The organism is uncultured Corynebacterium sp. (assembly GCF_947253065.1).
Taxonomy (GTDB): domain Bacteria; phylum Actinomycetota; class Actinomycetes; order Mycobacteriales; family Mycobacteriaceae; genus Corynebacterium.
The window spans coordinates 161,638-173,856 of sequence record NZ_CAMXWS010000001.1 but is presented as its reverse complement, the minus strand read 5'-3'; the positions used below and the strand labels follow the sequence as shown (position 1 = coordinate 173,856).

Sequence of the window (12,219 nt, the reverse complement as noted above, 5' to 3'; positions counted from 1 at the left end):
CCGGTGAAACCGAACAACCTCATCACCACTCGGATCCCAACGCGAACCAGACACACCAACACCAACTTTCCAATCAGTGTTGCAACGATCCCTAGAACTTAGGAAAAGCTTTCAAGCATGAAAAACCCCGCGACCCGGATAGGGAAGCGGGGTGCGACTCGAAAGTCTGTGAACGAGCCGGTCTTAGTTAGTGGCGTTCTCGATAGCGTTGCCAGCGTTATCAGCGGCATCGCCAGCGGCATCGCTTGCCTTATCGGCTGCGTCACCAGCGGCGTCTGCGGCATCGCTACCAGCTTCGTTTGCCTTGTCTGCGGCATCGCCAGCGGCATCGCTTGCCTTGTCAGCTGCGTCGCCAGCGGCATCGGTCGCATCGCCGGCGGTGTCATCGCCAGCATTGTCGGCTGCCTCGCCCTCTGCCGGTGCGACCGTGGTGGTCACATCAACAGTGGTGGTGCCGGTAACGGACGTGGACGGATCTTCAGTCTCGCCACCATCGCCCTTAGCCAGGGACCAGATAAGCAGGCCCAGAAGAATCAGGGCCAGAAGGCCGAGCAGCCACTTCCACCAGCCGCCGCCACCTTCGCCGTCCTGGGCAACGGTGGAACCGCCTGCAGCTGCGGTGTCAGCCTCGGTGCGGATCTCGCGCGGGTTGTCTGCGGGTGCGATGCGCTCTTCGTTAACGCGGGTCTCGTTGAGAGCATCAAATGCCCGGGTCTCGTCAAGATTGTTCGGGTCGTTCGGATTCGGGGTGTTATTGGTCATAATCGTGACCACCTTTCCTTCTAAAGCTGTTCTAACTAACAGACCGAATTAACCAGTCAGCATCCCAGGGTAACAGGATTCCGCACGCAGTTGCATGGACCTTTCGTCCGACTGGCCATCGCGAGCAAACTATTTGTGCAGGTCAATGCTGGTTATTGCGGTTTCAATATCACCAGTCATTTTCAATACGTTGTCATTAAGTGCTGATCTGTCGTAGTGTGGTGACCATGACGGAAATTGGGGCCCACGGGCACGGTCACAACCACGATCACGGCAAAGCCGATGCACCGCTGTGGGCCTTGGCCACGGCGCTGAGCATCACCGGTGTGGTGTTCTTCGCTGAGTTGATCGGTGGATGGCTCTCCGGGTCGATGGCATTGATGGCTGATGCCATGCACATGTTGTCTGATGCGACTGGGCTCATGATCGCCTTAATTGCAGTCGCAATCGGGCGTCGGCCAGCATCGCGTTATGCCACATTCGGCTATCGACGAGTCGAAGTTCTCGCAGCCGTCATCAATGCTGTGACGGTCGCGGTGATCTCCATTTGGATTGTCGTGGAAGCGATGCGGCGCATCGGTAGTCCTGAAGAGATTCAGACCCGAACGATGATCATCATCGCTGTCATCGGCTTGGTAGCCAATGTGGCCTCGGCCGCGGTGTTGCATTCACAGCGCAAACAGTCGGTAAATATTGAAGGCGCTTTCCTGCATGTCCTTGTGGATTTGTTGGGCTCAGTCGCGGTGATCATTGCTGGTGTGGTGATCATGCTGACAGGATTCACCGGGGCAGATGTGGTCGCCTCTCTTGTGATTGCTGGGCTGGTGTTGCCACGGGCGTGGGGGTTGCTGCGGACGTCGATAAGCGTCTTGCTTGAACGTGTGCCTGAAGGCATTGACCCTGATGTAGTTGCAGACGAGCTGGAAGCGCTCGAGGGGGTCGATGCAATCCATGACCTGCACCTGTGGTCGTCTGGTGGCACGGATGTGTTGTGCAGTGTGCACTTGATCACTACGGCAGATCACGGCCGTTTGCTTGATCGTGCCCAGGCATTGCTCCGTGAGCTCGGTTGTGAGCATGCGACCATTCAGATTGAAGGTCCTGGGCATTATGAGCATGAGGTCTACTGCGCTCCACAGAGCCGTGCTGAGTAATCCGTGGTGATCTAAGGTTGGGCTCATGGGCTTTACAACGCCGAGCTACTCTTTGACAGATCTTTTCGCACGCGCTGAGCGGGGCGAACTGCAAATCCCTGATTTCCAGCACACCTATTTATGGGATGTGGACCGCACGCGAACGCTGCTGTCTTCCGTGCTGCGTGGCTACCCAATCGGAACTTTGCTGGCGCTCGATACTCGAAACGAGCCAATGCGTTTCCGTCCGCGTCCGCTCCCGGGCGCGCCGAGCACCGATGCGGATCCGGGCTTATTGCTTCTCGACGGGCAGCAGAGGCTGTCATCTCTCTACCTGTCCATGCAGTCGGACGGGCGTATCGAGGTGCTTGATTTCCGTGGTCGGCGTATCTTTCGTCGTTTCTTCGTCGACGTTCGGGCGGCGGTTTCTGCTGACCCGATGCCTTCGGAAGCGATTTTCGCGGTCGACGATGATGGGGTAGTGCGTTCCCACTTTGGCCCTGAGATTGAGGGCGGAATCACCGACCGTCAGACGATGGTGGACAACTTTGTCGTGCCCGTGTCATCGCTGCTGTGGGAAGAGGGCAATGACTTGCTCTTCGATATGGCGGCGAACACTGATGATGCATCGGTACGCGCAGATGTGAAGGAATTCCATCGTCGGATTCTCCGGCCGCTCGCTGCTTATGACATGCCGATGACGCGTTTGGATCGTGATACATCGCAGATCGGTGTTGGACAGATTTTCGCTCAGGCGAATTCTTCGGGCGTGTCCATGGATGTCTTTGAATTGCTCACGGCAGTTTTCGCGCTGGAGGATCCGGAATTCTCACTCGCCAAGCACTGGAATGAATGCGAAGAAGTACTGCGTGAATATCCGGCGCTCGACGAGATCGACCGTGTGCGATTTTTGCGTGGTGTCTCCTTGCTGGTTACCGGTAGCCGCGGCTCGGCGCGCGGTCACCGCGGCGATATTTTGAACCTGGACTTGCATGATTACCTGTGGGCATCGCGCGAACTTCTCGGCGGATTCATTCATGCGGCGCAATTCTTGTCAGACCGTTGCATTTTCACCGTCGATCAGGTGCCGTATTCGCACCAGTTGGTTCCGCTTGCAGTCATTCTCGCGCGCCTGACGCGTGATGGAGAAGCCATTGGGCAGGACACCTGGGATCGCATTAACCAGTGGTACTGGAATGGTGTGTTCGGCGAGCTCTACGGCGCGCATGCCCCTTCGATCCGTGCGGGCTCTGATGTTGATCAGGTGACACCGTGGGCAAAAGGAGAGACAGATGTGGTGCCTAAGACGGTGCAGGATGCGTTCTTCCATGAATCCCGTCTAATCACTGCGCGCGAGGATTCCGGTGTGTATCGCGGTATGTTCTCGCTGCTTATGGCTCGTGGGGCCAGGGATTGGCGGACCGGTAAGCAGTTCACTCGTGAGACTGTTGAAGAACTGCAGCCTGGATTCCATCAGGTCTTCCCGGCAGGTTTCTGCCGTGTCCACGATGTGGATCCGGAGCTGGCGCAGTCTGTGCTCAACCGCACCCCTTTGGGCAAGCGCACTGAAGCGGTGATGGAAAACGCTGATCCGAAGCGTTATCTGTCGCGTTTGCAGTCGAAGGCGATCATGGAAGATGACGAATTCGACGCGACGATTGCGACGCATGAGATCGAACCGGACTACTTGTTCACGTCGAATTGGCAAGCGTTCTTCATTGATCGCAGGGACCGCTTCGTCGGCATCATCGAATACGCAATGGACAAGAAGGTCCGTCGTGATGAGGACATCATTGCTGGTTTCGAGGTTGAACCAGAAGCCCCAGATGAGGGTGAAGAAGAGGAACAGTGACGAGCGTCCATCAAGCAGTAGGGGCGCTCCTCACAGTTGCTGCACTGACCCTGGCTGGTTGCGCGAGCGAAGGGGCAGAGGAAAAGACGCCTGCCGTTGATCGCGTGCTGCAAGAGGCACGCAGCGTGAACCAGTCGCGCCATGTCTCCGAGAGTTTCGATGCACACCCGGTGGTGCTCGACGACCCAGATGGCTTTGCTAGTGCGGACCTATTTTTTCCCACTTCAGAGGTACTGATCCTTGCGGATGACACACCGCAAGCGCAGCTTCGTGCAGCGTCCCTGGCAGTGGTGACGCATGCTCCGTTAATCATTTATCACAGCCACCAGCACGCACAGGTGATCCGCGAGATCGAAAGAATGGCGACCCACACGGTCTTTGCCGTCGGGGACGTACCGGTGTTGGGGTATACCGAGCAGCTGAAGGTGATCAAGGATCCTGGTGGGCTCGAAGCTTTAGAGAAGGCCACTGCATTGCGCTTCGAAGAAGCAGAGGTGGCAGATCCTGAGCAGGCAGTACGTGCCGTGGCCAGTTTGAACGAATTGGAACCGACGTGGTTGCGAGCCACATATGGCCCGAAGCAGCACATTTCCAAGGATGCGAAGGAAGACGTTGTTCCGGTCCGTTCCCGCCAAGATGCAGAGATGGCTCCGCAGGTGATCGCGTTGCCGTCGACCTCTATTGCTTCGGTCGCTACTGCGCGCGCATTCGGAGCAAATGTTTATGTCACTGATGAAGCAGATCCGCGTCAGAGCCATCAGACACTGGTTCTCACCGCTGGTTTGTCAGATAAACCATTGGTTGCGCTCGGCGCATTCGGCTCGGATCAGGAATTGGCGGCACGTATTAAAGAGGCTGAGGGGGCAATTCGTCCGGGTGATTTAAATAATATTTCCTCACTTCCTCAATCTCCGGATTAAGGTTTAATGAATCAATACCCCTTTAACTACACAGTAGGAGATGTGCACTGTGACCACACCAGCGTCCAACACCGAAGCAAAGCCAGTCGTCCTCATCGCCGACAAGCTCGCTCAATCCACCGTCGATGCACTGGGGGATTCTGTGGAGGTGCGCTGGGTTGACGGTCCGAACCGTGAGGAGCTGCTCGCCGCTGTTCCGGAGGCGCAGGCTCTGCTGGTTCGCTCCGCCACGACGGTAGACAGCGAGGTCCTCGAGGCTGCACCTAACCTCCGCATCGTCGGTCGTGCAGGCGTCGGCCTGGACAATGTTGATGTGGACACTGCTACGCAGCGTGGCGTGATGGTGGTCAACGCACCGACGTCCAATATTCACTCCGCATGTGAGCACGCTATTGCGCTGCTGCTTTCCACCGCACGCCAGATTCCGGCTGCAGATAAGACCCTGCGCGATGGTGAGTGGAAGCGTTCCTCGTTCAAGGGCGTCGAAATTTTCGGTAAGACTGTCGGCATCGTTGGCTTCGGCCACATCGGTCAGCTGTTCGCGCAGCGTCTCGCGGCATTTGAGACCGAGATCATCGCGTACGACCCGTATGCGAACCCGACTCGGGCTGCACAGCTTGGCGTTGAACTCGTTGAGTTGGAAGAGCTCGTTGCTCGCGCCGATTTCGTGACCATTCACCTGCCGAAGACCAAGGAAACGCAGGGCATGTTCAATGCCGAGCTGCTGGCCAAGGCCAAGGAAGGTCAGATCATCATCAACGCCGCACGTGGCGGCCTTGTTGACGAGCAGGCGCTTGCCGACGCAATTGTGAACGGCCCGATCCGCGGTGCCGGTTTCGATGTGTACTCGACTGAGCCGTGCACGGATTCTCCGCTGTTCGCCCTTGAGGAGGTTGTGGTGACTCCGCACCTGGGGGCGTCGACAAGCGAGGCACAGGACCGTGCGGGCACTGATGTCGCTGGTTCCGTGCTGAAGGCACTGGCTGGCGAATTCGTTCCGGATGCTGTCAACGTTGTTGGTGGCGCTGTGGGCGAGGAAGTCGCTCTGTGGCTTGAGCTGGCACGCAAGCTCGGTCTGGTTGCCGGCAAGCTGCTTGATGATGCGCCGGTGTCCCTGCGCGTGACGGCGCGTGGCGAGCTGTCCAGCGAGGATCCTTCAACGCTGGGTCTGTCTGCTGTGCGTGGCCTGTTCTCCGGCATCGTTGAGGAGCCGGTGACCTTTGTCAATGCTCCGTCTATCGCTGAGAAGCGCGGCCTTGAGGTTGAGACGGGCGTGGCTAATGAGTCGCGCGACCACCGTGCTGCACTTGAGGTGCAGGTCGTCTCGGCGAATGGTGAGACCGCTACGGTTGAGGGCGCACTGACTGGCCTGGAGCGCGTGGAGAAGATCGTGCGCATCAATGGCCGCGGCGTGGATATGCGTGCGCAGGGCCGCAACCTCTTCCTGTCCTACACCGACAAGCCGGGCGCTCTCGGCCACGTTGGTGCGCAGCTGGGTGCTCAAGGCATCAATATCGAGGCTGCTGCTCTCACCCAGTCGTCAAAGGGCGATGGCGCATTCCTGATTCTGCGTGTGGAATCTGAGGTTCCGCAGGATCTCCAGGATGCTGTTGCGAAGTCGATCGAGGCTGATTGCCTCCAGCTCGTTCTGGACTAAGGGTGACAGGTATGAAGATCGCTGTTATTGCCGGGGACGGGATCGGCCCCGAGGTCATGGAAGAAAGCCTCAAGGTTTTGCGCGCAGTGCGTGATGACATTGAGCTCACCGAATACGATCTGGGCGCGCGCCGTTATTTGCGCAATGGCGAGCTGTTGACCGATGAGGATCTGGCCAGCTTGCGCGAGCACGACGCGATTCTGCTCGGCGCGATCGGTGATCCCGAGCGCGTGCCGGCTGGTGTGCTTGAGCGTGGTCTCTTGCTGCCGTTGCGCTTCAAACTGGACCATTTCGTCAACCTTCGTCCGTCCAAGCTCTACCCGACGGCAGTGAGCCCGCTTGCTGATCCGGGTGAGATCGATTTCGTAGTCGTGCGTGAGGGCACCGAAGGCCTGTATGCGGGCAACGGTGGCACCTTGCGCCAGGGCACGCCTGCTGAGGTGGCCTGCGAGGTTTCGCAGAACACTCGTTATGGCGTTGAGCGTCTTGTCCGCCACGGCTTTGAAACCGCAATGGAGCGCCGCAAGAAGCTCACGCTGGTGCACAAGACGAATGTGCTGACCAATGCCGGGGCGCTGTGGCAGAACACCGTCGATGAGGTGGCCACCGAATACCCAGAGGTCGAAGTGGACTACAACCACATCGATGCCGCGACGATCTACATGGTCACCGATCCGAGCCGCTACGACGTGATCGTCACTGACAACCTGTTCGGCGATATTCTCACCGACCTGGCTGGCGCTGTCGCTGGTGGCGTCGGCTTGGCATGCTCCGGCAATATCGACGCCTCGCGCACTAACCCGTCGATGTTCGAGCCGGTTCACGGTTCAGCGCCGGATATCGCCGGCAAAGGGCTTGCGGATCCGACTGCGATGATTCTGTCGGTTGCAATGATGCTGCGCTGGCTTGACGACGATGCGAGCGCCACACGCATTGAGGAAGCAGTGGCGGCGGATGTGTCGGCGCGCCGAGACAAGGATGCCGCAGGTGCCACTGGCGCCGAGGATGGAAGCTTTACTGAAAGAGTCGGAACCCGAATCGCGGCCGCTCTGCAGTAGGGTTTGCCACATGCGTTTCACTTCCCGGTTCACCACCGTTGCCACAGTGGCGACATCCACCATGCTCTTGCTCACTGGTTGCTCAGCAATTGGGGGTGGTGACGGGAAGTCAGATTCCTCCGTCGCCTCGGGCGCGAATGGTCTGGCCGCATCACTTGTGAGTGATGGTTCACGGGTGATCGCGGATCCAGACGGCACGGGGGTAGAAGTCTCCCAGAAATTCTTTGAAGCAGCTGACACAGTCGTTGTCAGTTCACCTGATCGCGAGAGTCAGCTGAAAGCTGCAGCGATCGCGCTCGACCTCGATGCCCCGATGCTGATCCGCTATGGCTCAGCAGCAGCTAACGCAGCTGTTGATGCGGAGATCGAGCGCCTTGGCGCGGACCGTGTGGTCAACGTGGGGGAGAAAGCCGGTGCGGAAGAAGACGAAGAAGATCTGAAGCTCATCTCCGATACCGAGCCCATTGCGGCGGATAAGGGTCAGGAGATTGCTTCGATCGTCGATAAGTCTGGTGCTGGTGGCGCTGATGCCGGTGGGGAAGTGCCCGTCTTTGCCACCGAGCTGACGTCCTTTGCTGCGGCAGCAACAGCTGGCGCTAGCGGACTGCCTGTCACGGTGTTGTCTTATGCCGATCCCCGAGTGACCTCGGATTCCATCAAGCAGGTGGAGGGGAAGAAGGCCATTGCTCTTGGCCAGCAGTTCGGCTCATCCGAGCGCTTCGCATCCACCATCGAGCTGGCCAAGAATGGCGAGCTACCCGGTGGCGGTGGCCTTGTTTTCCCGGGCCGTCGCATGATCGCGACATACGGTCATCCATCGGGCCCTGCCCTTGGACAGATGGGCGAGCAGCCACCGGCTGAAGCTGTGAATGTGGTCAAGGAATGGGTCAAGCAGTACCAAGAACTGACTGACGAGAAGGTCATTCCGGCCTTTGAAGTCATCGCCACCGTGGCGTCCTCTGAGCCGGGCGACGATGGCAACTTCACCAACGAGTCCGATCCGGAGGAATTGGTCCCGTACATCGACGCCATCACCGAAGCTGGCGGTTACGCAGTCATCGATCTGCAGCCCGGTTTGACCACTTTCAAGGAACAGGCAGTGCGCTATGAAGAATTACTCAAGCGCCCGAATGTGGGTCTGGCACTTGACGCGGAGTGGAAATTGAAGCCGGGGCAGACGCCCGCAGCACAGGTGGGTGCTGCCGACGCTGCCGAGATCAATGAAGTGACTGAGTGGCTGGCACAGCTGACTCGGGAAAATAACCTCCCGCAAAAGGCACTGATTGTTCACCAGTTCCAGCTGGCGATGTTGCCGGACCGTGAGAATATCAACACCACGGCGCCGGAGCTCTCGTTCATTCTCCACGCCGATGGCCATGGCACGGCTGAAGAGAAATTCGATACATGGAATGTCATGCGGGAGAATCTTCAGCCGGAATTCTTCATGGCTTGGAAGAACTTCATTGATGAGGACAAGCCCATGTTCACCCCGGATCAGACGTACAACACCGTCAATCCGCGCCCGTGGTTTGTCAGCTATCAATAATCTGAGACTGATTAGTTGAACCTAAGCCCATTGGCTAGGGCCGTGGCGTATGCTCGTTCACATGCGTTTTGGACGAATTGCCACACCTGAGGGAATGACCTTCGCGGTCATCGATGACGATGCGACGACTGCGAAGCAGATTAAAGCGACTCCTTTCACGGAGCCGGAGTACACGGGTAAGGAGTGGGCGCTAAAGGACGTACGCCTGCTCGCCCCGATGCTTCCCAGCAAGGTAGTAGCAATTGGCCGTAACTACGCCGACCACGTTGCCGAGGTGTTCAAGCAGTCGGCTGAGCACCTTCCGCCCACCCTGTTCATCAAGCCGCCGACAGCAGTGATCGGCCCGGAATCGCCGATCAAGATCCCGGATTTTGCCACCCGTGTTGAGTTTGAAGGCGAGCTCGCTTTGGTGATTGGCAAGCCCTGCAAGAACGTCAAGGCTGAAGACTGGAAGTCTGTTGTTCGTGGCGTGACCATCGTGAACGATGTCTCCTCGCGCGACCTCCAGTTCACCGACGGTCAGTGGGCACGCGCAAAGGGCATTGACACGTTCTGCCCGCTGGGCCCATGGATCGAGACCGATCTGGACAAGTTCAACTTCGACGATCTGCCCATCAAGGCCCACCTGACTCACGATGGTGTGACTGAGACGAAGCAGGACTCGAATTCGAACCAAATGATCTGGAAGCTGGGCAAGATCATCGAGTTCATTACCTCGGCCTACACCCTCCTGCCAGGCGACATCATTTGCACTGGTTCACCAGCTGGTACCGCGGAAATGGTTCCGGGCGACACCATCGAGGTGGAGATTCCGGGAATCGGTTCCCTGAAGAACCCGGTTGAACGGGCTTAAGAGCTAGAGGCCGAGCGCGCGCTGGATGGTGCGCAGCTTGGCCGTTGTTTCTTCGAGTTCTTGCTCGGGGTTGGATGCTGCGACGAGGCCGCCACCAGCCCATGCACGGGCAGCGGTGCCATCGCCGTTGACCTCGGCGCAACGAATCGCGACCATGTATTCGCCATCTCCCGAGCTGTCGCACCAACCAACGGCGCCGGCATAAAAAGAACGATCAGTTTCGGCTGTGGTGATCAGCGCCTCTGCTGCATGCTGCGGGGTGCCACAGACAGCCGGGGTGGGGTAGAGACGTGCGGCGAGATCGAGAGCTGTGGGTGCTGGCTCACGCAAGACACCCGTGATCGGGGTTGCCAGGTGCCACATTTCATTCGTCTTGGTCAGAATCGGGCGATCAGGAATGCTCAGTTCGCTACACAGCGGCGCGAGGATCTCCCGAATGTGCTCGACGACATAGGCGTGCTCATCAAGATCCTTTGTTGATTCGGCCAACGCACGACCTGCAGCCTCATCGGCAGATGCATCGTTGAATACACGTGCCGCGGAACCCGCGAGTGGGTAGGAGGAAATCTGGAGGCCTTCGCGCTTGAGCAATAGTTCCGGCGAGGACCCGACGAACATATGTCCTTGCTGGCCAGCGGGAGTCAGATCGGAAATGAAACCATCGCGTGTGCGCGAAAGGTCAATGAGTCGAGCCGCGACAAGAAGTGGATCGACCGGTGGGTCGAAAGCGATATCTACGGCGCGAGCGAGCACGACCTTTTCCAGCAGCGAGTCTTCAATCGTTGCGATAGCTGCTTCAATGCGTCGCAGATGTTCGTGTGGTTCCGGGTCGTAGCCAGTGATCCGTGCGGAAAGGTGTGAGCCTTCGCCGATCCGGTAATACGAGTGCGGCTCAAGCGGGCCTGGTTCACGGATGATTGATTCGGGCACGGTCAGCGCAGCCGGAGCATCACGGTCGAAAGGAAGAGCGCCGACGACCATTTCGACCGAGCCACGTTCTAATGCATTCACAGCATCCCAGACGTCGGTAAAGCTGGCTTTTGCGCCCTGGGTGCGGATGGAGCCATGTGCACGGGACAGCAAAAAGTCAGGCGCGGTCGCTGGTCTGGTTGTGGGCATGATCGTCGATTCTAATGCCCAAGAAAAATGGTGCGGTGCTGGGGCGGTCGTCGCAGATTGATTCGGCACGTGCCCGCTGCTCTCAGCTTTTCAGAGAAAAGGCAGTTTTCTTACATCTTCTGTTGAGGAAGCAAGTAAATGGATCTATTGTTACGCAAGTGACTATTAGGGTTTAGCGCTGTTTCGCCCGCGTGAGCTTGGCTTCTTTTGCTGAAAGGCTAAAAATGAAAATTGGAAATACGTGGCACCGTCGCTTCGCCGGTGCAGCAGCAGGTGTCTTGATGGTAGCTGGACTGGCATCCGCACCAGCTGATGCGCAGGCGTTGCCGGACCTGAACAAATATGCTGCACAATCCAGCCAGGCAGCCGGCAATGTGGCAAATGATGTCAACCGTGCATGGAATGACGTCGCTCGCCAGGTCAATGGCGCGATCCCGCAGGGGGCAGGTTCCTCCGTTCCGTATAACCCGGTTCCGGCACCTGCTCAGGCAGCCCCACGTACCGCACCGAAGCCGGCACCTTCGGGTGCTTGGCGTCCGACCGCTGGTCGCCCTGTCGCACCGGGACACAACGGTGAGATTCGCGTAGGCAATCGCTCCTATCTGATCTGGGTGCCGCGCAGCTACAACCCGTCCCGCCCGATCCCGGTCATGGTTGGGTACTCCGCATTCCAGGATTCCACCGAGAATTTTCGCAACTACTCGCGTCTGCGTGAATCTGCTGTCGGCCGCGATGCGATTATTGTGTACCCGCGCGCCATTGGTGCTTCCTGGGAAGGCTCGCCGACCGCTTCGTCCCGTCCAGGCCAGGACATCAAGTTCGTCCGCGCAATGATCAACGATGTGCAGCGCTACTACAACATTGACCGCAAGCGCATCTACGCAACCGGCATGTCTACCGGTGGCGGTATGGCTGCTGTCTCGGCATGCCACATGGCTGATCTGTTCGCCGGGGTAGCTGGCGTGTCCGGTGCGTACTACTGGCCAACGAATGCGAACTGCCAGAACATTCCGGTCGCTTTCCTGGCGTACCACGGCACTGGCGATACCCTGACACGCTACAACGGCGGTGTCCGTCACGGGACCCGCTACCTGGGTGTACCGCAGCTGTTTAACTCCTATGAGAAGCGCAATGGCTGCAATGTCGGTCGCATTCACACCTCGCCAGTGGGCCGTAATGCAACCCGTGTTTCTGGTACGGGATGCAAGAAGCCGACGCAGGTGATCAAGGTTCACGGCTCGAATCACTTCTGGTGGTACGACCCGTCCACCGCGAACGACATGTGGGCAGTGCTATCCCGCGTGAGCAAGTAGGAGACT

At 58.3% G+C, this 12,219-nt stretch carries 10 protein-coding genes; 8 read left to right on the top strand and 2 right to left on the bottom strand.

Annotation, left to right across the window (positions count from 1 at the left end):
* Positions 1-183: 183 nt before the first annotated feature.
* Entirely contained in the window at positions 184-762 is a 579-nt protein-coding gene (locus Q0X21_RS00805; protein ID WP_297849788.1) for a hypothetical protein, read from the bottom strand.
* 227 nt (positions 763-989) lie between these two features.
* On the opposite strand from Q0X21_RS00805, the gene Q0X21_RS00800 reads away from it, so the two are divergent.
* The 7 genes from Q0X21_RS00800 (at position 990) to Q0X21_RS00770 (ending at position 9,781) form a co-directional block, all read left to right on the top strand.
* A complete protein-coding gene (locus Q0X21_RS00800) occupies positions 990-1,916 on the top strand; it encodes a cation diffusion facilitator family transporter (protein ID WP_297849787.1) in 927 nt (308 codons plus the stop codon).
* 25 nt (positions 1,917-1,941) lie between these two features.
* Positions 1,942-3,747 carry a DUF262 domain-containing protein gene (locus tag Q0X21_RS00795; protein WP_297849786.1) on the top strand — a complete coding sequence of 602 codons (1,806 nt, stop codon included), beginning with the start codon at positions 1,942-1,944 and terminating at the stop codon, positions 3,745-3,747.
* Positions 3,744-4,667 carry a hypothetical protein gene (locus Q0X21_RS00790; RefSeq protein WP_297849785.1) on the top strand — a complete coding sequence of 308 codons (924 nt, stop codon included), beginning with the start codon at positions 3,744-3,746 and terminating at the stop codon, positions 4,665-4,667. The genes Q0X21_RS00795 and Q0X21_RS00790 overlap by 4 nt, the downstream gene beginning before the upstream one ends.
* A 49-nt stretch (positions 4,668-4,716) precedes the next feature.
* Entirely contained in the window at positions 4,717-6,324 is a 1,608-nt protein-coding gene (gene serA / locus Q0X21_RS00785; protein ID WP_297849784.1) for a phosphoglycerate dehydrogenase, read from the top strand.
* Positions 6,325-6,335: 11 nt separating this feature from the next.
* The gene (locus Q0X21_RS00780; protein ID WP_297849783.1) at positions 6,336-7,382 is read left to right on the top strand and encodes a 3-isopropylmalate dehydrogenase; all 1,047 of its coding nucleotides are present in this window, start codon (positions 6,336-6,338) and stop codon (positions 7,380-7,382) included.
* 10 nt (positions 7,383-7,392) lie between these two features.
* Positions 7,393-8,928 carry a cell wall-binding repeat-containing protein gene (locus Q0X21_RS00775; protein WP_297849782.1) on the top strand — a complete coding sequence of 512 codons (1,536 nt, stop codon included), beginning with the start codon at positions 7,393-7,395 and terminating at the stop codon, positions 8,926-8,928.
* A 61-nt stretch (positions 8,929-8,989) separates the two neighbouring features.
* Positions 8,990-9,781: a fumarylacetoacetate hydrolase family protein gene (locus Q0X21_RS00770; RefSeq protein WP_297849781.1), complete on the top strand. Its 792-nt coding sequence runs from the start codon at positions 8,990-8,992 to the stop codon at positions 9,779-9,781.
* A gap of 3 nt (positions 9,782-9,784) precedes the next feature.
* Here the strand turns inward: Q0X21_RS00770 and Q0X21_RS00765 are convergent, their stop codons facing one another.
* On the bottom strand, positions 9,785-10,900 hold the full coding sequence (locus tag Q0X21_RS00765) for an isochorismate synthase MenF (protein ID WP_297849780.1): 1,116 nt from the start codon (positions 10,898-10,900) through the stop codon (positions 9,785-9,787).
* Positions 10,901-11,124: 224 nt separating this feature from the next.
* Here Q0X21_RS00765 and Q0X21_RS00760 point away from each other — a divergent pair, with 224 nt between their 5' ends.
* Positions 11,125-12,213: a PHB depolymerase family esterase gene (locus Q0X21_RS00760; protein WP_297849779.1), complete on the top strand. Its 1,089-nt coding sequence runs from the start codon at positions 11,125-11,127 to the stop codon at positions 12,211-12,213.
* The last annotated feature ends 6 nt before the right edge of the window (positions 12,214-12,219 follow it).